The organism is Clostridium sp. CM028 (assembly GCF_030585565.1).
In the GTDB taxonomy this organism is placed as follows: Bacteria; Bacillota; Clostridia; order Clostridiales; family Clostridiaceae; genus Clostridium_AD; species Clostridium_AD estertheticum_B.
The window spans coordinates 2098499-2119384 of sequence record NZ_CP077766.1; the positions used below are offsets into that span (position 1 = coordinate 2098499).

The following is a 20886-nucleotide window of genomic DNA, read 5'->3' on the forward strand; positions in this document are numbered from 1 at the left end:
TTGTTTCTATTTGATAAATATAGATTAAATCATCTCCTGCGGAGCTGAAATGTCGTTAAAGTTTATGAAACCAATTTACAGAATTTCATAATTAATATCCACCATCACCTTGAATTGAATCATCATTTTCTATCCATTCCTCTACATATACAATTTTATATTGCGTTTTGTTATCTCTAATTATTACCTTCTCTATACCCGAATTAATTATAAACCTCTTGCACAAAGAACATGGAGACGCATTTATAACTAATTCACCACTATTAACCTCTTTCCCAACTAAATACAAAGTCGACCCTAACATATCATTTCTCCGGGCTGATATAATTGCATTTTGCTCAGCATGTACTGATCTACAAAGTTCATACCTTGTCCCTCTTGGGACTTTTAATTCTTCTCTTCTACAGACCCCTAAATCACAACAATTCGCTCTTCCTCTAGGCGCTCCTGAATATCCAGTAGACATAATTTCATCATTTTTCACTATTATAGCTGCAAAATTTCTACGTAAACAAGTACCTCGTTCAGATATTGTTTCGCATATATCCAAATAATAATTATGCTTATCAATTCTTTCCATAATTATACCTCATATAAACATATTTTAATTATGTAGATTAAAAATTAAAAACTAAATTTATAATCTAATAATCAATCACTGTTATTTTACACTAAAACAACGATGATTTAAAGTGTTTAATGAACTATATATGCTAACTTACTATAAAGCACGTCAAGAGAAACATATATTATATGCCTCCTTGACGTGCTCAAGTATAGAAAGGGGGTGGGTTCGCAGCCCTCTATATCAATACTAAATTATTACTCCGTTTATACCAATAGTTACCTCTTTGTATGGAACTATTATTCCAGCTCGAAGCATAGCTTCCTTTACAGAATTAACAATACCCGCGCAACAAGGTACCTCCATTCTAACTACCGTAATGCTTTTAATATTATTATTTTCTAATATCTCTGAAATTTTTTGTCTGTAATAATCATTATCATCGAGCTTTGGGCATCCTATTAACGTTACTCTTTCTTTAATAAATTCCTTATGAAAACCCCCATAAGCATACGCCGTGCAATCTGCAGCAATTAATATATCTGCACCCTTTAAAAATCCTGCCTTTGAATTAACTAGCTTTAACTGTACTGGCCATTGGTTTAATTCTGACTCTAGTGGCGAAGCATCGTAACTGCTTATTTTAGTTGCAGCTAGTTTAATATTCAAATTCACATTTCTTTTTATGGATTTTTCCATTGTACCAGGACATCCACAGGGTAAATTTGGTTTAGCATCATTTTGTTTCTTTTTTATTTCAACGGCCTGTACGTCATACTCTACAGCATCTCTTTGTATTATTTTAATAGCATCTGTTGGGCACCCTGGCAGACAATCTCCCAGACCATCACAATATTCATCGCTTATTAATTTAGCCTTACCGCTAACGAGCTCTATGGCTCCTTCATGACAAGCATTTATGCATAATCCGCAACCATTACATTTATTTTCATCTATACTAATAATATTCCTTTTCATATTTTAACTCCTCCATTTTTTATATATTCACATTGATGCCCATTCAAATAAATAACAATTCGTATACTATTTTATTTATCTTCATGTACCTAATTAATTTTTTAATTGACTGTATATGCTAATTATATTAAAATTACTTATACTAATATGTAACTTACGTTACCAAAATAAAAATTTGAGGGTGATTTGATGGATAAACTGGTAAATCATTTAAAACAGTGTATTTTATTTAAAGGTTTAACTTGTGACGAATTGCAAAATTTAATTACAAGTATAAATTATTCAATTTCCAATAACTGCAAAAATTGTACTGAATGCCAAACCTGCATTGTTGCTCTTGAGGGTGAAATCTGTGAATCTCTAGGCATTGTAATTGAAGGTAAACTAGAAGTACAAAAACATTATGCTAGTGGAAAAGTTGTTACCCTTGCAAAATTAGATAAAGGAAAAATTTTTGGAGAAGCAATCGCTTTTTCAGAGACAAATATATACCCAGCTACTATAGTATCTTATAAAGGTTCAATTATACTTTATATTTCAAAAAAAGATATTATAGCTATGTGTAGCTCCTACCCTAAAGTACTAAACAACTTCATGCAATTATTATCAAGTAAAATTCTTTTATTAAATAAAAAGATTAAAGAACTCTCTTTTGAAACCCTAAGGCAAAAAATATCTAATTACTTACTTTCTCAATATGAAATTCAACAAAACTTAGCACTCCTACTTCCTATTTCTAGAAAAAGCCTTGCTGATCATCTAGGTGTACAGAGACCATCTCTTTCAAGAGAGCTCGTGAATATGAGAGCTGATGGCTTAATAGATTTCAACAAGAATTTAATTCAAATAAAAGATTTAGCTGGCATAGAAAATATATTAAATTAGCAACTTGTCGAATATGCTCGAACTTTTTCCACTAAAAGATATTAAATTTTACTTGATAATTATTATCCGTTAGTGTATAGTAGTAATTGTAGCAAAGATAAACACATATTTTTTATTTATTTAGTAAATTATATAACTAATATACGAGGGGATACAATTTATAATTGTTATCTTACTCAAAAGAATACGAGGGGGAAATTAATATGAAGAAATTTGTTTGTACAGTATGTGGATATATTCACGAGGGAGACTCCGCACCTAGCGTTTGTCCAGTTTGTGGTGCAAAAAGCGATAAATTTATAGAGAAAACTGAAAATGATATGTCATGGGCAGATGAACATGTCATTGGAGTTGCTAAAGGCGTAGATGCAGAAATTATAGAAGGATTAAGAGCTAACTTTGTTGGAGAATGTACTGAAGTTGGTATGTATTTAGCAATGAGCCGTCAAGCTGATAGAGAAGGCTTCCCAGAAGTCGCAGAAGCTTATAAGAGAATAGCTTTTGAAGAGGCTGAACATGCTTCAAAATTCGCTGAAATGCTTGGAGAAGTTGTAACCGCAGACACTAAGAAAAACCTTGAAATGAGAGTTGATGCTGAACACGGAGCTTGTCAAGGTAAAAAAGATTTAGCTACTTTAGCTAAAAAACTTAACTATGATGCAATTCATGATACAGTACATGAAATGTGCAAAGATGAAGCACGTCACGGCTGCGCATTTAAGGGATTACTTAATAGATATTTTCAATAAAATTCAATTAAGTAAAAAAAAGCAACTTACAGATAATTTTCTGTAAGTTGCTTTTTAAGTTTTCATATATAAATTGTAATATTTAACTATTTAGTTCCGAATAATCTATCTCCAGCATCACCAAGACCCGGTACAATATATCCTTTTTCATTTAATTTTTCATCAATTGAGGCTACATATATATCTACATCTGGGTGTGCCTCCGTAATAGCCTTAATTCCCTCAGGTGAAGCTATAAGACACATAATTCTTATATTTTTTGCTCCTCTTTTCTTAAGAGCTGAAATTGCATCTATCGCAGAACCTCCTGTAGCAATCATAGGATCCGTAACAATTACATCTCTTTCACTAATGTCCTGAGGCAATTTACAGAAGTACTCAACTGGTTGCAACGTTTCCTCATTCCTATACATTCCTATATGTCCAACCTTAGCTGCCGGTATAAGATTTAGCATACCATCAACCATTCCTAAACCTGCTCTTAATATAGGTACTATAGCCATTTTCTTTCCAGCCAAAACTTTGCATTTAGTAATACAAATAGGAGTTTCAATTTCTACTTCTTCTAATTGTATATCACGTGTAACTTCATAAGCCATAAGCATTGCGACCTCTGAAACTAACTCTCTAAAATACTTTGAACCTGTGTTTTTGTCTCTTATGTATGCCAATTTGTGTTGTATAAGTGGATGTGTGATTTGCGTTACTTTACTCATATGTAATTCCTCCTGCTTTTTTAATGTTTATTTAGAGTATTTTTCCTCAATTTTATTTATTTTATCAATTCTTTTTTGATGTCTGTCCCCTTGAAATTTTGCAGCGATAAAAGTATCTACAATATCTAGGGCTAACCCGGTGCCAATAACTCGCTCGCCAAGCGCTAGTATGTTAGCATTATTATGCTCGCGCGTTGCATGGGCGCTAAAAGTGTCGCTGCATAGTGCAGCTCTTATCCCAGGTACTTTATTGGCAGCAATACTTATTCCAATCCCTGTACCGCATATTAGTATACCAAGTTCAAAATTTTTAACTGCTATTTCCTGTGCAACTTTTAGAGCATAATCTGGATAATCACAAGACTCCTCAGTATAAGTACCAAAGTCCGCTATCTGGATGTTTTTACTCTCCAGATGTTTAATAATCTCTTTTTTCAAACTTAAACCACCATGGTCACTACCTAATGCTATTTTCATTATGAAACACCTCCAAGAAATATTTTATTATCTAAAGATATTATGTTACAAAAAAAGAAGATATCGGTATTTAAATAAACTATTTAAATACTATTATCTTCTTTATCTTATCCAATAATAAGAATACATTATTCTTTAATCCACTAAATTCTTTCGAATATACTAAGACATCTTTAACATATGGGTCTATAATATTTATAGTATATATTTTACTATAAATAGCTTCTAGCATATAGTTTCTTCGCATTTTTTCATTACAAATATACGATATACCCATAGTTATCCTCCTCATATTCATCTGGAATAGATATCAACTATAAATTGTTATCTACTATACTTCAATCATATCAAAGCCTGCAGATTTCTTAAGCCTATTCATTATAGCAACACCTATACCCTTTTCCTCAAACGCTTCTGATAATATTAAATCTACATCGGTATCATCAAAACTTCTTAAAACTTCAAAAAGATTTTTGCCCACGCTATCTAAGTGCTTTCTGCTACCTAAGGAAATAACAGTGCCGCAACAATATTTAGCTTTAGTTTCATCTGTCGCTATAATCCCTATTTTTTTATTGCCCATATTATTCTGCACTATTTCATTGATTTTTGCAACAGTTTTTTCTAAATCTCCACATATAATTTTAACTGGAGATTTTGGTGCATAATGCCTATACTTCATACCAGGTGCTTTAGGTTTAAAATCGTCCTTTGGTTTAGACATTATATTTTTATCAATATATATTTTCTCATCTATCTCTCTTAACATCTCAATGGTTATAGCCCCCGGCCTTAGTATACATATAGGGGTACAAGTACAATCAACTATTGTTGACTCAAGGCCTACTTTACTTTTATCTCCCCCTAGAATATACTCTATCTTTCCATTTAAATCTTCAATACAACTTTCTACATCAGTTGGACTGGGTCTACCAGATATATTAGCTGATGGGGCTGCAATAGGTGTTCCAGCTGCCTCAATAAGTTTTCTTGCAATGAGGTTCGCTGGCATACGTATACCTACAGTATTGAGTCCCGCACTTGTAGTTATAGGTATCAAATCAGACTTATTAAAAATAAGCGTTATTGGTCCAGGCCAGTATCTATTCATAATTTCTTTGGCTATATAGGGTATTTCTTTAACTAAATACTCTATATTAAAATCTGCCACATGCACAATAAGGGGGTTATCCTGTGGTCTTCCCTTAGCCTTAAAAATTTTTTCTACAGCAATCTTATCTAAGGCATTCGCACCAAGACCATAAACTGTTTCCGTAGGAAAAACAACTAATCCGCCTTCAGCTATAACGAGCCCAGCCTCATTAATTATATTTTGTTCAATATTATTTTCATCTATTATTGTTATCTTCGTTTTCATCCTTACACCTCTTAATTAAATCATCATCTGCGGTGCTGCACATCTTCGAAGAAGATGCATTGACGACTTGAGAAGGAGATTTATACCCTCACTTATAGAAGTGGGAAGCTTTCCTTCTGAAATGTCGTTAAAGCACATTAGTCACTATTAACCCAACTATTATCCCCAAAAGTATTCCCAATGTGTTTGTGATTCCTGACCAAAGCTTTTTAGACTGTGGAATCATCTCTCCGTAAATCACATATAACATAACACCTGACGCAAATGCTAGAGCACCACCTAATATATTTACAGATATGCTGCCAATATAAATTCCTATCCAAGCGCCAATTGCAGTAGGCAAGGCTGTTAAAAATGCGTAAAATAATATTTTTCTGCTTTTTGTCCCCGAAAGCATTAGAGGTGCTGCCACAGCCAAGCCTTCCGGCACATCATGTATTGCAATTATAACGCTCATTTTAAGTCCTAAGTTCTCTCCGTTAACAAACCCAAATCCCATTATTAGACCTTCTGGAAAATTATGAATCATTATTCCAATGGCAACCATAAAAGCCACCTTTGTATATTGAGAATTTGCATTGCCACTTAAATTGCTGATTTTGTCTATTGTTACAACAACAATAATTCCTAGGATTAAAAATAATAAGGTTCCTAGCAATCCTGTTTTTTCTGTAGCTTCTGGAATAAGTTCAAAAACTACAATAGAAAGCATAAGTCCTGATGAAAATCCTATAATATTTCCTAAGAACTTTTGTGAAGGTTTGTTTATAATAACACCTAAAAACGCCCCTGTCATAGTACCAATCAAAGCTATTACTCCTGAAAATATGATTATCAAAACAATACTACTATTCAAATTTATACCCCCACTTTTATAGAATTATAATCATATATGCTACAATTCCATATGAGAATAAAGTATAGAAGCGTTTAGCTTTATGCTTATTTCCCTATACACTAATTTTATTTGTGTCAGTGGGGGTTTATGCCGCAATCTTTAATTTTTTCTATATCATCATCAGAAAAGACTGCTTGAACACAAGGTCTATATAAGTTATCTAGTAAAATATATTTCTTAAATCCACCTTTATTAATTATAAAATAGAAATAAGTTTCCTCTAAATTTTGAATTTTAATTTGTTATGAAGTACTACAAACGTAATCATCAGCTCGATGCAAACTAAATATATTATAAAAAAATATATTTATAATCTTTGATCTATTAATATATTTGGCGATAAAACAAAAATAAAGCACATTGATAGCATAAACATTTGTAAGTCCTCTTTTGCTTTCTAATGGCTTTATTTATATTCATAATTTCACCTTTCACTTATAATAATTAGAGTCCTTATAAAACACAAATCAATATGCTAGTCTATTTTCATGTGCCTACACTAAATTCTAATCATTATTACCCATGGATTTCATCTTTTCTGCTTGATCAGCAGTTATCAAGGTATTTAGCATTTCATCTATATCTCCATCAAGAAAAGATTCTAATCTATACAATGTTAACCCTATTCTATGATCTGTTACCCTTCCTTGAGGATAGTTGTAAGTTCTTATTCTCTCACTTCTATCTCCCGTACCTACTTGACTCCTTCTATCTTCAGCTATTCCTGCCGATCTTTCAGCCTCAGCTTTATCAAACAATCTAGATTTTAATATTTTTAGTGCTTTTTCTTTATTCTTTAACTGAGACTTCTCATCCTGACAAGAAACTACAAGTCCTGTAGGGATATGTGTCATTCTTACTGCTGAATCTGTTGTATTAACACACTGTCCGCCATTACCAGATGCTCTAAACACATCTATCCTTAAATCGTTAGCACTAACTTCAATGTCTACATCTTCAACCTCTGGCAGCACTGCTACAGTAGCCGTAGACGTATGAATTCTTCCGCTCGACTCTGTATCTGGAACCCTTTGAACCCTGTGTACTCCACTTTCGTATTTAAATTTACTATATGTAGATTCACCTTTTATCATAAATACCACTTCTTTGAATCCGCCAATATCAGTTTCATTAGCACTCATTACTTCAACTTTCCATCTATTACGCTCTGCATATCTTGTATACATTCTGAATAGATTTGCTGCAAACAATGCTGCTTCATCTCCACCTGCTCCTGCCCTAATTTCAACAAATACATTTTTATCATCATTTGGATCCTTAGGCAAAAGTAAAATTCTTAATTCTTCCTGCATAGTTTCTTTAGTTTGAGTTAAGTCCTTCATCTCTTCTTGAATCATATCTTTCATTTCTTTATCTGATTCTTCTCTAAGCATTTCTTTGTTTGATTCTAAATCCTGCTTAGCTTTTTTATATATTCTATATTTTGTAACGAGTATTTCCAATTCTGCATGTTCTTTGCATAACTTTTGCCATTCCTTTTGATTAGCTATAACCAACGGGTCGCAAATTTTAATTGAAATCTCATCGTATTTATTTTCTGTAAAATCAAGCCTACCCAACATATTTATCACTCCGTATATATATTTTCACATCATATTATTTTATCACAATTAGATTCAAAATACAAATTGCATCTAGCTAATACACCTTCGTCGAAGCTGTGTATCTCCGCAGGAGATGATTTAACATTTATTACACTAAAATGGCTTTAATGACCCTATCATTCCCAGCCAAATCTTTAATACATTCTATTTTCTTAAATCCTGATTTTAAAAGAATATTGCTAACTTCTTCTCTTTGATCATATCCTATTTCAAAAGCTAAGAGCCCTCCCTTTTTCAAAACCTGTAAACTCTCTTCTGTAATCCTCCTGTAAAAATCTAAACCATCTCTTCCACCACTAAGGGCTATATACGGTTCATATTCCTTTACATCATCCATTAAAGTTGGTATAACATCTTCTCTTATATAAGGTGGATTGGAAACTACCACTTCAAATTTCTTGTTTTGTTCAATAGGAGCTTTCAATAAGTCACTATTCTCCACGTTAACTCTAATAGCCAAGTCAAATCTTTCTATATTCAATTTTGCCACAGTTAAAGCGTCATCAGCTATATCATACAGCGTTACCTTCGTACTTTTAATGAATTCAGCTATGGCTATGCCAATAGCTCCACTTCCACTACAAACATCACACACTTCAGTATAAGCTTTTTCATTTATATGCCTAATTACTTCTTCAACTAAAATTTCAGTGTCAGGCCTCGGTATCAAAACTCCTGGCCTTACTATAAAATCCATTCCCATAAATTCGCATTCACCAAGAATGTATTTTATAGGCATTTTACTTTTTCTAATCTGAATTAACCGCGAAAATTCATTTTCCTGCTTTTGATTAAGATTAAAATCTCTATTAAGCATTATGAACAATTTATCCTTATTTAAAACCTTAGCAAGTAAGAGTTGTGAATCCAACAAATAACTTTCAATCTGAACTTTTTTTAAAATTTCATACGATTCTAGAAGTATTTCTCCTATATTCATTTCCTACCACCTTCATTTATGATTACCACGGGATGAATATATTTGTTTTTTATATTAGACACATTCAATACCCTCAGCTACTTTAAGCGCCTTTATTGCCACTTCTATCTGAGACAAATCCGGTTCCCTCGTAGTTAGGTTCTGCAATTTCAGTCCTGGATAAGAAAGGATTTTAGCTAGGGTGCCTGTGCTTTTTCCCATCCATTTAATAATTTCATAGCTTCCACCCGAAATCAAAGGAAGAAGTACTATTCTATACATTATTCTTTCCCAGATTGAATTCCAACCAGTTAAAGAAAACATTATTATACTAACTATCATAACTAAAAACAAAAAATTCGTACCACATCTTGGATGCAGTCTTCCAAACTTAGCTGCATTCTCTGGAGTTAATTCAACATTGTTTTCATAACAAAATATAGTTTTATGTTCTGCGCCATGGTATTGATATACCCTCTTGATATCTTCCATTTTTCCTATTAAATATACGTATATTAAAAATATTAAAACTCTAATAATTCCTTCTACAATATTCATACCCATTGTGCTTGCGCCCACCTTACTAAAAAGACTAGCTACAAGAGTTGGTAAAATAAAAAATAACCCTATAGATATAATCAATGAAATGACGAGAGATATCCCCACAATTACATCATTGCTTTTTTCCTTGAATACTTTTTTTATCCATTTATCTAATTTTGAAGGTTCTTCCTCTTCTTCAAAAAAAGAAGCTGAATAATTTAAAGTTTTTACACCTATAACTAAAGACTCAATTAAAGAAACAAACCCTCTTATTATTGGAAGCCCCAAAATTTTATTTTTTTTAGTGTAAGCTGTGTATCCTTTTTTCTCCACTACAATTTCCCCTTGCTCAGTTCTCACCGCGGTGGCAATTCCCGCGCTTCCTCTCATCATAACCCCTTCAATTACTGCCTGACCTCCGACATTTATGTTTTTAGCCATAGTTACACCCCTTCTTTTGGGACAATGTGACACTTTCTACATCGCGCTTCATAGGATTCCGTAGCTCCAATTAAGACAATGGGATCTTCATATTTAGCCGGTTTCCCATTAATTAAACGTTGAGTTCTAGTAGCCGGATTGCCACACACTACACAAATCGCCTGAATTTTGTCAACAAATTCCGCCACAGCCAGAAGTGTAGGTATCGGTCCGAAAGGTATCCCTCTAAAATCCATATCTAAACCCGCGCATATAACCCTTTTATTGCTATCAGCTAAGGTAGTGATTACATCAATTATACCTTTATCAAAAAACTGTACCTCATCTATAGCAATAACTTGTGTATCCGCATCTAAGAGCTGCAACATCTGTGCGCTATCCTTAACCGGAACTGCATCTACCTTAGTTCCGGAGTGAGACACCACGTCTCCCCTGCTGTATCTATTGTCAATTTCAGGTTTAAAAACCTGCACTTTCTGTCTTGCAATTTTAATTCTTCTTATCCTACGTATAAGCTCCTCAGACTTCCCGCTGTACATAGGCCCTATAATAACTTCCACCCAGCCATGATTTTTTGGTCCGTACATATTTTTCCCTCCAATTTGTTAATCCATGTTTTAAAAGCATAGCTTTAAGTATGCCTTATAATTTTATGGCAAATCTTACACATGTTTTTTTACTTTAATATATTTTTATTCTTATTGACTTAATTATTAATTATATGATAAAATTAAAGAGTTGACAATACGGGTATATATTTTTTTTTGAAAGAGGTGAAAAATATGCAAGAAGCAATACATCCAGAATACCATCACGACACAGTTGTTAAATGCGCATGTGGAAACACTTTTACTACAGGATCTACTAAACAAGAACTTAAAGTAGACGTATGTTCTAATTGCCATCCATTCTACACTGGTAAGCAAAAGAATATTGATGCCGGTGGAAGAGTTGATAGATTCATGAAGAAATTTAACATAAAAAACGAAGATGCAGAATAATATATTAATGGAAAAGATTTAATTATCTTTTCCATTTTTTTAATTATACTAATTTAAAAATTATGTTATCTAGCTAATAATTCAAAATTCTTATTTATCATCTCAAAAAATTCATTATTACTCTTTGTTGTAGCTAATAAATTTAGGAGTTTTTCTGTTACACCTAATGCATTACCTTCTCTATACATTATCTTCCTTAAATTATATATAGTCTCCATTTCAATCTTAGTAAGCAATAAATCTTCTCTTCTTGTCCCTGATTTATAAATATCTATCGCTGGGAATATTCTTCTTTCTTGAAGTTTTCTATCTAAGTGAACTTCCATATTTCCTGTACCCTTGAATTCCTCAAAAATCATATCATCCATTCTACTTCCTGTTTCTACCAAAGCAGTAGCAAGAATTGTCAAACTTCCACCCTCTTCTATATTTCTAGCCGCTCCAAAAAATTTCTTTGGCATCAAAAGTGCACTAGGATCGAGTCCTCCGGATAGAGTTCTTCCTGAAGGGGTCACAGTTAAATTGTAAGCTCTAGAAAGCCTAGTTAAACTATCTAATAGAATAACTACATCTTGGCCTTGTTCTACCATTCTTTTAGCTCTCTCAAGAACCATAGAAGCTACTTTTGTATGATGATCTGGTTCTTCATCAAAAGTTGAATAAATAACTTCACCATTAATAGATCTCTGCATATCAGTAACTTCCTCAGGCCTTTCATCTATTAAAACAACAATTAGTTTTACTTCTGGGTGATTTATAGAGATACTGTTAGCGATTTTTTTAAGAAGTGTTGTTTTTCCCGCCTTTGGCTGTGCTACAATTATGCCTCTCTGCCCTTTTCCTATAGGAGAAATAATATCCATCATTCTCGAAGACAAATCAGTTGCACATGTTTCTAGTGTCAATCTTTGAGTTGGATAAATCGGAGTTAACTTTTCAAAAGGTCTTCTACCTACAGCTCTGTCAGGATTTTCTCCATTTACTTGTTGTACATACAACAGAGCTTTAAATTTTTCACCCTCTTTAGGCGTTCTAACCTTACCTTCTACTTCATCACCTGTTTTTAAGTTAAATCTTCTAATTTGAGATGGCGAAACATATATATCGTCAGGGCCTGATAAGTAATTATTCCCTCTTAGAAACCCATAACTATTGTTTTCGATTATTTCCAGAACTCCTCTTGCCGATCCCGATTCATTTATCATTTCTTGTAATTTTTCTTTTTTATTTTCATTTTGATTTTTAAAACCTGTATCATGTTCTGAATTATTGGTAGCTTGAGTAGTTTGAATTGGGTTAATTTCGATTTGCTTCTCTGAATTTCCTATAATATTGTCTCCAGCTGTAGAAGTGTTTTTGGGACTTATTTTTTCTCTTAAAATAACTCCATCCTTTTGCATAGAAACTGGCGTTATCTTCTTTATTTCCTCAATTAATTCACTTTTTTTAAGTTTAGAAATATTTTTAATGCCGAGTTCTTTGCAATGTTCCCGCAGCTCGACTACTGTCCTATTATCAAAATCTTTATTTATCAAAAATCTGCACCTCCGAAGGGTATTTCATATATAATATCTATTTAATAAATATCATGGGAATTTTAAAACGAGTCTACTATCCAATGAATTTTCTTGAAATGATATATTCTTTAAATTATATCCTATTTCACAATTTTAATCCACTATATTTAAATTCCCCAGCAACCTATATAGTTCCATGTCCCGCCTAATTACTTGTTTTTTCTTTTATATCATAGCGTAAATCTTCTCTATAGTCTGTCTATATTCATTTACTTTTTCAATAACTTTTTGATTCTTGCCAATTAAAAATATAGGTAAGGCTAATTGTTCACATCCTCCTATAACCATATTTATTTTAAAAAACTCCTTAATATTATAATGATAAAAATGAAACTCCTCACATAGCGAACACTTAACCTTAATTAATATTTCAGTACCTTTATGTAATTCAACTTTTAAAGAGGGAAATACAGTTTCCATGTTCTCTATTTCAAATATTGTCAGTTCGCAAATTTTGTACTCACCATTAGGATTTTTCAAAGCCATAGCAATATTAGTATCAAATACCAATTACTTCACCTCCATATTTTATACTTCTTATGTGAATTTTTTTACATAAGGATTACTAATCATCACCTGCAGTGCTGAAATGCCGTTAAAACAAATCCATTTTTCTTGGCTATAGTGTTTAATACTAAATTCTATAAATTTAATTAAATTCCTGCTAAATTTAAATTGAAACTATTAGTAAGTTTTATATAAAAATCATTATAATTTAAAATTGTTTAATAATTTGTTATGGAGTAAAAAAATAAAGGGCTGCTTATGTTACTTACAGCCCTTTAACTATATCATTTATTAAGCGAGGCCTTAATAAATGCACTAAATAATACATGTGGTTTATTAGGTCTAGATTTAAGTTCTGGATGAAACTGAACTCCAACAAACCAAGGATGATCTTTAATTTCAACTATTTCTACTAATTTTTCATCAGGACTTGTTCCTGTAAGCAAAAGTCCTGCGTCAATCATTTCTTTTCTATACTCATTATTAAATTCATATCTATGCCTATGTCTTTCATATATTACTTCATCTTTGTACGCTTCATAAGCATTAGAATCTTTTGCTAATTTACATGCATATAGCCCTAGTCTCATTGTACCTCCTTTTTCATCTAAATCTTTTTGGTCTGGCATTAAATCTATTACTGGATACTTCGTCTGCGCATCGATTTCTGAACTATTAGCGGTTTTGAGTCCCGACGCATTTCTTGCATATTCTATAACAGCGCATTGCATACCAAGGCATATCCCAAAGAACGGCACTTTATTTTCTCTAGCATATCGAGTCGCCTGTATTTTGCCTTCAATTCCTCTATCACCAAATCCTCCAGGCACCAATATTCCGTCAACATCTTCCAATATTTCACTTGCATTCTCTGAAGTTATATCGCAGGCATTTACCCATTTAATTTCTACATTGCAATCGTTAAAAAGACCTCCATGACTCAATGCCTCAACAACAGAAATATATGCATCATGAAGTTCTACATATTTTCCTACTAAAGCTATTTTTACATTTCCAGATAAACTCTTTAATTTATCTACCATATTAATCCACGCACTATTATCTATTTCAAGACAAGTAAATTTTAATTTTTTACACACTAGGGTATCTAATCCTTCTTTGTGAAGCATAAGTGGCACTTCATATAAATTCTCAGCATCCAAGTTTTGAATTACGCAGTTCGCCTCCAAATTACAGAACAGACCTATTTTGGACTTCAAATCATCAGATATCTCCTTCTCAGAACGACATACTATGATGTCTGGCTGAATGCCTATACTTCTCAATTCTTTTACAGAATGTTGGGTTGGCTTGGTTTTAAGTTCTCCAGCCTTCCTTAAATATGGCACTAATGTAACATGGATAAAGCAAACATTCTCTATTCCTACTTCATATTTCACCTGCCTTATAGCCTCTAAAAAAGGTAAAGACTCAATATCCCCAACAGTTCCACCGATTTCAGTTATAACAACATCTACGTCTTTTTCTTTAGCTACTCGATAGACCCTTTCTTTTATCTCATTAGTTATATGTGGGATTACTTGCACTGTACCACCTAAATAGTCCCCTCGCCTCTCTTTTGATATGACTGACCAATATACTTTCCCTGTGGTTACATTACTACTCTTGCTTAAGTTCTCATCAATAAATCTCTCATAATGCCCTAAATCTAAATCTGTTTCCGCACCATCATCCGTAACAAAAACTTCACCATGCTGATATGGACTCATGGTGCCCGGGTCCACATTTAAATATGGGTCAAATTTTTGAATAGAAACCTTTAACCCTCTATTTTTTAAAAGCCTTCCTAACGAAGCTGCTGTTATTCCTTTCCCTAAAGATGACACTACTCCCCCTGTAACAAATATGTACTTAGCACTCATAATTACTCCCCCTATGTTTTATCGCTCATCATAAGTTATTTAACTATTATAAAAAACAACTTGACAAATGTTCTTTATAATTCTATAATAGGAATTACCCTATAAATTGAATAGTATGGTATCATGGCGTATTTATTATTAAAATAATAATATTATTTTAGCATATTTTTTTGTCATTCACCAGTGTTTTTTTGTTTTTCTTTTTTTTTGAGTTTTGTTATGTAAAATCTCAAATATTTACATTTCTAGTTGTCTCTATCTAATATGTTTTCTATTTCGAAATACCTCTCTCTAAATTCTTTATTAATGAAAAATCGTTCCTCTGCTTTTTTTAACCCATAATTAGCAGCTCTTTTGTTTGAAATCAGAAAATTCTTATAAGCGCTTTCTTCATCTCCACATTTATACTTTTTTAATAATAAGAATAAAATATACTTACACTCTCTGTCTTTTAATATTTTTAATGATTCATGACTTTTTATGCCTTTAACGTAACAAATAGCTTCTATTATCTTCTCATAATTAATATTTTTTAACATTAAATCACTCCTAGATTTTCTATATATTATGTTGTCACTTAAATTATTGACACTTATACACAAAAACTATACACATAACTTTAACTTGTTGTTAAAAAAAAAGTGTATCATGTTAATAAAGGCTATGTTCTAAAATTAGAACATAGCCTTTATTTTTATTGTGCTTTAATGTTAATTTGCAAAGTCGTACTTAAAACTTGTTGATTCCCTATTATCATATCATAATCTATAAATACATCTCCGCCGTTATCGTCCACATTCATCTTTAACTCCTTAGTATCCACAGTAAGATCTAATGCTCCATGGGGCGTATTGTATAAAGTTAAGTCCCTTACATACTTCTTAAATTTCATTTCAGTATTAGTAGTTCCTGTTCTTATAAGTGTAAACTTTTCTTCATCAATTTTTAAAGTAGTAGTAGTTCCCTTCATTCCTGAAATCTCGGTCTCTTCATATACTGCATAATAGCAATCATCTTCTTTATAAAATTTACCCGGTGTCACCACCTCAATTGCTTCACCATCATCTTCATTGTCAGCTTGTTTGCTAACAACTGAAATTATTGCGTTTTTCTTCATACCCTTACCCCTCGCTATTTTAAAATGTAGTTGTTTATTTCTTCATCAGTTGCAGGCGTTATATCTATAAATTTATTTAAAGGCTGATCATAACTGCCATAACTAATAGATATATTTTTTTCATCCTTACCCTTACAATATCTCCCCGCAATTTTAGCTGCAAATTCAATATCTTCATTTGTCTCTTTGCCAATTATAGCAACAGTAGACCCATTATAATCCGCAGATAAGAATACTAAATCTTCCTGCGTTAAAAGTTGTTTTAATAATTCCCCCTCTTCCTGAGTTCTTGTAGATATAATCCTAGCATCCTTAGATACCTTAAAATGTCTTCCTATTTTTAATAATTCTAGATCTTTTTTTGATATATCTTCTTTATACTCGAAGAGGTCCTTAAGTCTTATAGAATAGTTAGGCTCCGTAAGTTTACATCCACCAGCAGGTGATGGATACTCTAGAATACCCCACATTTGTGCTAGTTCCATTTGAGTCTTTCTGCTTCTCCCTTTTATATCCAAAAGAGCATTTCTATCTATTAACCCTTCAATCTCCATTTGAGTTGGATTAAGATTCTTAGCGCATAATGGTCTTAAGATTTTATCTCCTATACCCGATTCATTTTTCACTATATCTAAAGCTGATCTATTTTGCGACATAGGTCTTTGATTTAACACTTCTCCTGTTATAATAAAATCCGCATGAAATCTCTCTAATAGCTCTCCACTATATCTCATCATCATAGCATGGCAATCGATACAAGGATTCACATTCTTCCCATATCCATGTTTTGGATTTCTTACCATTTCAAAATGTTCATTTGAAAAGTCTATAACTTCTAATGGTATATCTATTTGTTTAACGATTTTCAATGCATTTTCCTCATTGAAAAAGTGTGATTTAAAGCATATCCCAATGACTTCTATTCCCTGATCTTTTACAAGTTTTGCTGCTAATATACTATCAAGGCCTCCAGAAATCATAGCCAAAGCTGTTGTCATAAGCAATACCTCTCTTTACTGTATTTTAATAATTCCTATTAAACCATCTCCTGCGGAGCTGAAATGTCGTTAAAACTACTATTTATTGTTCCTATTGATAGCCAATTCAATAAGTTCATCAATAAGCTTCACATAAGTTTTCCCTGTAGCTTGCCACATTTTAGGGTACATACTTATTTGAGTAAAACCCGGTATAGTATTAACTTCATTTAAATAAACATCTTCTGTTTCTTTATCCACTAGGAAATCCACTCTTGCCATTCCAGCACAATCTAGTATTTTATAAATTTTTATAGCTTCATCTTTAATGGTCTGTAGCTTAGCTTCACAGAGCGCTGCAGGTATTAAAAGTTTAGATTCCTCGTTTTTATATTTAGCTTCATAATCATAAAATTCTTTTGCGGGGATTACTTCTCCCGGAATAGCCGCCTCAGGATAATCATTCCCTATTACAGCAACCTCAATTTCCCTTGCATTAATGGCCTGTTCAACTAAAATTTTTCTATCATATTTTAGAGCTTCTTCTACTCCAAGCATTAATTCATATTTGTTGTGTGCTTTTGTTATACCTACAGAGGACCCTCCATTAGACGGTTTAATAAATACTGGATAGCCCAATTTTTTTTCTATCTTTTCTATTAATATTTCTTTGTCTTTTGCATGTTCGCTCGAATTTATTACCACATAATCAGCTTGCTTTACATTGAATTTTTCTAATAAGTATTTTGTATATACTTTATCCATGCAAATAGCAGAGGACATTACTCCGGGACCCACGCAAGGAATATTGGATAATTTGCACATACCTTGAATAGTTCCATCTTCTCCAAATGAACCATGCAATACTGGGAATACTACATCCACTTCTTTATTAAATATAATTTTTTGTCCCTCTGGCCTCTTATAATATTCGTCCTTTTCCCATTCACCATTCTCTATGTTATCTAATTTACCAGTATATTCAAACCATAGCCCATCCTTAGTTATTCCTATAGGGTATATATCATATTTTGTTTGATCAATATTTTTCAATACTGATGTTGCTGACATTCTCGAAACCTCATGTTCTGTGGACTGACCACCAAATAACACTGCTATCTTCTTTTTCATTAACGCTCACTCCTTATAACCATAGTAACCATTTTCCAAATAAATTTAGTATTACATACTAGTTTTTTAGTATATAATACTAAATTTTTTTAGTATTGTATCATATTATATCATTTTTATCTATTCCTTTGTATTTTAATTTTCAAAACTCACTTTCTCTAATAACACCACTCGAAATTATAATGGCAAATTAAATCATCTCCTGGGTCGCTGCATAGCTTCGAAGAAGATGAATTGACGACTTCAGAAGGAGATTTATACTCCACTTATAGAAGTGGGATACTTCCCGTCTGAAACGTCGTTAAAACAACTCAATTAAAGAGAGGATATACGTGCATAAATCGCACATATATCCTCTCTTTAATTGACTACTACATGTAATATTTTCGTCCTCTTAACCTTTTATTATACTAAATAGTTAACTTGCCATTAGGCGTGTCTATTATTTCCATTATTCTTTCTTCATAACCAGTATCAGCATTAATGTACACTATAAAATTTTTCTCCTTATATAACCCTAAAAACTCATAGCACAATACTTCTTTATTAGTCTCGGTTGGTATGACAGCCAAACTAATTTTATTTATTTTCAGCCTTTTACCAACCTTTTCTTGCGCTTTTGCTGCTGTTACTTTTGGTTTAACGTTCTTCCTTTTTTCAACATGAGAAATTAGAAATTTTTCAGATTCAATTCCTATAATACTACCATCGTCTAGCGCAATCTTAAGCTTTACTTGATCTGGATAAATCGCCACTTCTCCTTGTTTATACACATAACTTACCACTACTGTATTATCATAATTCAGCACGTATGTAGACTCCATATTTTTATATCCTATTTTACTAATAAACTTACTTCCACTTTGTATTGCCTTATCAGCATTCAAAGTTGGTTTTCCTATAGCCCTATTATCTAATAAATATACTATTCTACCTCCATTTTTACTTACTTCTATTACTGCTTTACCATCACCTTTACCTCTACCTTTAAATGCTACATGAAAGTTGTAAGCAGGTATTTTAGTCTTCCCTTCTTGTGGGTTACTTTCAATGCTTTCAATTTTATCTTCTCCAAATATATTTTTTATTATCTTGATTGCTTCTTTTTCGCTTACTTCCTTTTGGGACATTATTTTAGGCTTTATTTCTAATACATTATCTGAGAAAGGCCCATCATAAATTAATGCTGGATACTGAACTATTTGTTTTTGTATACCCGTGAATTTTTCAGTCACAAGGCTCTTACCCTCTTTTGCAAATACTCCACTACTTTTTTTCCTAATCTCTCCCCATTTGACTTTACCTTCATTTATTTCAGAAAGCACTCCATTTAATTGTTCCTGGAGCGTATACGATTGCATCTCTAATTTGTCAATTAATTCATATTCCTTATCATTAAGTTCCTTTCCTTCTGATGATGCTTTGCCTAAAGTGTAGCAGAAATCTCCTACTTGAGTTAAAAATTCACTAGTATCCGAAATAACTGATTGTTCGAGTGGCAACGAATGTAATTTATCATTTGCGGTGGCTGAATGTCTAAATATTTCTTCAAAGACTACTATGCTCTGTTCTCTAGACCCCACAATAGCAGATTTACCTAGGTTTACCCTTATATTTTGTACAGAACTAACAAGTTCATACATATTTTTACTATATTGACCTTGAAGATAATTTCTATAATCTAATCTTTCCAAAAACATTAGTATAGCAAAAGTAGTTGAAAATACAACAATTATAGTTACAACACTTGTATACAAAATTCTTTTCTTTAGCATTTTCATATGTTTCCCTCCCGGTATTCTTCATAAGGGGATAATAATTATTATCCTCCTAGTAGTCTTCTAGATATTTTTTCAACTAAATAATTTGTTAAAAATCTCGCCAATTTTAAATTTAACAACTATTTTTTTATTATTTACAGTATTATCTACCAAATTATACTCATCATCCGACAATACTGTTTTCATTTCTTTTTCCGTTTTTTCATATGATACATTTCCTTTAGTAATATCTACAAAACATAATGGTGGAAACATAACACACCACCAGTTTTGGCCTGTGCCAGTTCCAATAATAATTCTGTAAGCCTCATATTTACCTTGAGGCAAAGTTATATTTCCGTAGGTTTTAACTGGAAAGTTTTCCTCTGAAAGTGTCGATGCTACGGAATATTTAAACCCATTTTTCTTTATAACCGTTTCCGCAATTTTTTTAATGTTTTTATTTTCATTCTTTATAATCTTTCTTGATTCTTCTATGCTCTTGCAATCCTTAAGTTTTGGTGATATATATTTTAAAACAGAATCTCTTACTTTTAATTTTAACTTTTGATCTGTTTTGTCATCACTATTAGCTATTACATGAAACCTTATAAGTTTACCAGCAACATCACTTTGGTTTACTTTTCCACTCATATTATTTGTATTTAAAGCTATGGAAATTAAAATAATTATGGTAATGCTTGTTAATATAAATTTTTTCATGTTTATCCCCCCCGGATATAATGATTCACATTAAAA

At 32.2% G+C, this 20886-nt stretch carries 23 protein-coding genes; 3 read left to right on the forward strand and 20 right to left on the reverse strand.

Features of this window, described 5'->3' with window-relative positions; all coding sequences use genetic code 11:
- Window positions 1-91: 91 nt before the first annotated feature.
- Both KTC94_RS09825 and KTC94_RS09830 read right to left on the reverse strand, forming a co-directional pair.
- A complete protein-coding gene (locus tag KTC94_RS09825; RefSeq protein WP_216303356.1) occupies window positions 92-580 on the reverse strand; it encodes a deaminase in 489 nt (162 codons plus the stop codon).
- Between the two features lie 234 nt (window positions 581-814).
- On the reverse strand, window positions 815-1543 hold the full coding sequence (locus tag KTC94_RS09830) for an ATP-binding protein (RefSeq protein WP_220286866.1): 729 nt from the start codon (window positions 1541-1543) through the stop codon (window positions 815-817).
- 189 nt (window positions 1544-1732) lie between these two features.
- Between KTC94_RS09830 and KTC94_RS09835 the strand changes: the two genes are divergently transcribed.
- Window positions 1733-2428, forward strand: a complete 696-nt coding sequence (locus KTC94_RS09835) for a Crp/Fnr family transcriptional regulator (RefSeq protein ID WP_220320217.1) — start codon at window positions 1733-1735, stop codon at window positions 2426-2428.
- A 203-nt stretch (window positions 2429-2631) separates the two neighbouring features.
- Window positions 2632-3177: an NADH peroxidase gene (locus tag KTC94_RS09840; protein WP_216303359.1), complete on the forward strand. Its 546-nt coding sequence runs from the start codon at window positions 2632-2634 to the stop codon at window positions 3175-3177.
- An 86-nt stretch (window positions 3178-3263) separates the two neighbouring features.
- Here the strand turns inward: KTC94_RS09840 and upp are convergent, their stop codons facing one another.
- The 9 genes from upp to KTC94_RS09885 all read right to left on the reverse strand — a co-directional run bounded on the left by upp (window position 3264) and on the right by KTC94_RS09885 (window position 10761).
- Window positions 3264-3893, reverse strand: coding sequence for a uracil phosphoribosyltransferase (gene upp / locus KTC94_RS09845; protein WP_165413055.1), 630 nt, complete (start codon window positions 3891-3893; stop codon window positions 3264-3266).
- Window positions 3894-3920: 27 nt separating this feature from the next.
- On the reverse strand, window positions 3921-4370 hold the full coding sequence (rpiB, locus tag KTC94_RS09850) for a ribose 5-phosphate isomerase B (RefSeq protein ID WP_216303360.1): 450 nt from the start codon (window positions 4368-4370) through the stop codon (window positions 3921-3923).
- A 79-nt stretch (window positions 4371-4449) separates the two neighbouring features.
- A complete protein-coding gene (locus KTC94_RS09855; RefSeq protein ID WP_216303361.1) occupies window positions 4450-4647 on the reverse strand; it encodes a hypothetical protein in 198 nt (65 codons plus the stop codon).
- Window positions 4648-4701: 54 nt separating this feature from the next.
- A complete protein-coding gene (locus KTC94_RS09860) occupies window positions 4702-5748 on the reverse strand; it encodes an L-threonylcarbamoyladenylate synthase (RefSeq protein WP_216303362.1) in 1047 nt (348 codons plus the stop codon).
- A 127-nt stretch (window positions 5749-5875) separates the two neighbouring features.
- Complete coding sequence (locus KTC94_RS09865) at window positions 5876-6604, reverse strand: ZIP family metal transporter (RefSeq protein WP_216303363.1); 729 nt, start codon at window positions 6602-6604, stop codon at window positions 5876-5878.
- A 548-nt stretch (window positions 6605-7152) separates the two neighbouring features.
- Window positions 7153-8229 (reverse strand): peptide chain release factor 1, encoded by a 1077-nt coding sequence (gene prfA / locus KTC94_RS09870; protein WP_216303364.1) that lies wholly within the window; start codon window positions 8227-8229, stop codon window positions 7153-7155.
- 130 nt (window positions 8230-8359) lie between these two features.
- Window positions 8360-9211, reverse strand: coding sequence for a peptide chain release factor N(5)-glutamine methyltransferase (gene prmC, locus KTC94_RS09875; RefSeq protein ID WP_216303365.1), 852 nt, complete (start codon window positions 9209-9211; stop codon window positions 8360-8362).
- 54 nt (window positions 9212-9265) lie between these two features.
- Window positions 9266-10174, reverse strand: coding sequence for a DUF1385 domain-containing protein (locus KTC94_RS09880; protein WP_220286865.1), 909 nt, complete (start codon window positions 10172-10174; stop codon window positions 9266-9268).
- A gap of 2 nt (window positions 10175-10176) precedes the next feature.
- The gene (locus KTC94_RS09885) at window positions 10177-10761 is read right to left on the reverse strand and encodes a thymidine kinase (protein ID WP_165413048.1); all 585 of its coding nucleotides are present in this window, start codon (window positions 10759-10761) and stop codon (window positions 10177-10179) included.
- 195 nt (window positions 10762-10956) lie between these two features.
- Here KTC94_RS09885 and rpmE point away from each other — a divergent pair, with 195 nt between their 5' ends.
- Window positions 10957-11175 (forward strand): 50S ribosomal protein L31, encoded by a 219-nt coding sequence (gene rpmE, locus KTC94_RS09890; protein WP_165413047.1) that lies wholly within the window; start codon window positions 10957-10959, stop codon window positions 11173-11175.
- A gap of 65 nt (window positions 11176-11240) precedes the next feature.
- On the opposite strand, the gene rho is transcribed toward rpmE, so the two are convergent.
- The 9 genes from rho to spoIIR all read right to left on the reverse strand — a co-directional run bounded on the left by rho (window position 11241) and on the right by spoIIR (window position 20850).
- The gene (rho, locus tag KTC94_RS09895; protein WP_216303367.1) at window positions 11241-12710 is read right to left on the reverse strand and encodes a transcription termination factor Rho; all 1470 of its coding nucleotides are present in this window, start codon (window positions 12708-12710) and stop codon (window positions 11241-11243) included.
- A 207-nt stretch (window positions 12711-12917) separates the two neighbouring features.
- Window positions 12918-13262, reverse strand: coding sequence for a hypothetical protein (locus KTC94_RS09900; protein ID WP_220286864.1), 345 nt, complete (start codon window positions 13260-13262; stop codon window positions 12918-12920).
- Between the two features lie 281 nt (window positions 13263-13543).
- On the reverse strand, window positions 13544-15142 hold the full coding sequence (locus KTC94_RS09905) for a CTP synthase (RefSeq protein WP_220286863.1): 1599 nt from the start codon (window positions 15140-15142) through the stop codon (window positions 13544-13546).
- A gap of 245 nt (window positions 15143-15387) precedes the next feature.
- Entirely contained in the window at window positions 15388-15681 is a 294-nt protein-coding gene (locus KTC94_RS09910; protein ID WP_216303370.1) for a ribose-5-phosphate isomerase, read from the reverse strand.
- A 155-nt stretch (window positions 15682-15836) separates the two neighbouring features.
- Window positions 15837-16259: a DUF1934 domain-containing protein gene (locus KTC94_RS09915; protein WP_165413042.1), complete on the reverse strand. Its 423-nt coding sequence runs from the start codon at window positions 16257-16259 to the stop codon at window positions 15837-15839.
- Window positions 16260-16273: 14 nt separating this feature from the next.
- Window positions 16274-17257 (reverse strand): tRNA 4-thiouridine(8) synthase ThiI, encoded by a 984-nt coding sequence (locus tag KTC94_RS09920; protein ID WP_216303371.1) that lies wholly within the window; start codon window positions 17255-17257, stop codon window positions 16274-16276.
- Window positions 17258-17335: 78 nt separating this feature from the next.
- Window positions 17336-18367 carry a D-alanine--D-alanine ligase family protein gene (locus KTC94_RS09925; protein WP_216303372.1) on the reverse strand — a complete coding sequence of 344 codons (1032 nt, stop codon included), beginning with the start codon at window positions 18365-18367 and terminating at the stop codon, window positions 17336-17338.
- A 410-nt stretch (window positions 18368-18777) separates the two neighbouring features.
- Window positions 18778-20148, reverse strand: coding sequence for a germination protein YpeB (ypeB, locus tag KTC94_RS09930; protein ID WP_216303373.1), 1371 nt, complete (start codon window positions 20146-20148; stop codon window positions 18778-18780).
- 72 nt (window positions 20149-20220) lie between these two features.
- Entirely contained in the window at window positions 20221-20850 is a 630-nt protein-coding gene (gene spoIIR / locus KTC94_RS09935; RefSeq protein WP_165413245.1) for a stage II sporulation protein R, read from the reverse strand.
- Window positions 20851-20886 lie beyond the last annotated feature (36 nt).

Bases quoted from the DNA above. Each gene is read 5' to 3' on its own strand.
- KTC94_RS09825 (WP_216303356.1), bottom strand. From the start codon at position 580: ATGGAAAGAATTGATAAGCATAATTATTATTTGGATATATGCGAAACA.
- KTC94_RS09830 (WP_220286866.1), bottom strand. From the start codon at position 1,543: ATGAAAAGGAATATTATTAGTATAGATGAAAATAAATGTAATGGTTGC.
- KTC94_RS09835 (WP_220320217.1), top strand. From the start codon at position 1,733: ATGGATAAACTGGTAAATCATTTAAAACAGTGTATTTTATTTAAAGGT.
- KTC94_RS09840 (WP_216303359.1), top strand. From the start codon at position 2,632: ATGAAGAAATTTGTTTGTACAGTATGTGGATATATTCACGAGGGAGAC.
- upp (WP_165413055.1), bottom strand. From the start codon at position 3,893: ATGAGTAAAGTAACGCAAATCACACATCCACTTATACAACACAAATTG.
- rpiB (WP_216303360.1), bottom strand. From the start codon at position 4,370: ATGAAAATAGCATTAGGTAGTGACCATGGTGGTTTAAGTTTGAAAAAA.
- KTC94_RS09855 (WP_216303361.1), bottom strand. From the start codon at position 4,647: ATGGGTATATCGTATATTTGTAATGAAAAAATGCGAAGAAACTATATG.
- KTC94_RS09860 (WP_216303362.1), bottom strand. From the start codon at position 5,748: ATGAAAACGAAGATAACAATAATAGATGAAAATAATATTGAACAAAAT.
- prfA (WP_216303364.1), bottom strand. From the start codon at position 8,229: ATGTTGGGTAGGCTTGATTTTACAGAAAATAAATACGATGAGATTTCA.
- prmC (WP_216303365.1), bottom strand. From the start codon at position 9,211: ATGAATATAGGAGAAATACTTCTAGAATCGTATGAAATTTTAAAAAAA.
- KTC94_RS09880 (WP_220286865.1), bottom strand. From the start codon at position 10,174: ATGGCTAAAAACATAAATGTCGGAGGTCAGGCAGTAATTGAAGGGGTT.
- KTC94_RS09885 (WP_165413048.1), bottom strand. From the start codon at position 10,761: ATGTACGGACCAAAAAATCATGGCTGGGTGGAAGTTATTATAGGGCCT.
- rpmE (WP_165413047.1), top strand. From the start codon at position 10,957: ATGCAAGAAGCAATACATCCAGAATACCATCACGACACAGTTGTTAAA.
- KTC94_RS09905 (WP_220286863.1), bottom strand. From the start codon at position 15,142: ATGAGTGCTAAGTACATATTTGTTACAGGGGGAGTAGTGTCATCTTTA.
- KTC94_RS09910 (WP_216303370.1), bottom strand. From the start codon at position 15,681: ATGTTAAAAAATATTAATTATGAGAAGATAATAGAAGCTATTTGTTAC.
- KTC94_RS09915 (WP_165413042.1), bottom strand. From the start codon at position 16,259: ATGAAGAAAAACGCAATAATTTCAGTTGTTAGCAAACAAGCTGACAAT.
- KTC94_RS09920 (WP_216303371.1), bottom strand. From the start codon at position 17,257: ATGACAACAGCTTTGGCTATGATTTCTGGAGGCCTTGATAGTATATTA.
- KTC94_RS09925 (WP_216303372.1), bottom strand. From the start codon at position 18,367: ATGAAAAAGAAGATAGCAGTGTTATTTGGTGGTCAGTCCACAGAACAT.
- ypeB (WP_216303373.1), bottom strand. From the start codon at position 20,148: ATGAAAATGCTAAAGAAAAGAATTTTGTATACAAGTGTTGTAACTATA.
- spoIIR (WP_165413245.1), bottom strand. From the start codon at position 20,850: ATGAAAAAATTTATATTAACAAGCATTACCATAATTATTTTAATTTCC.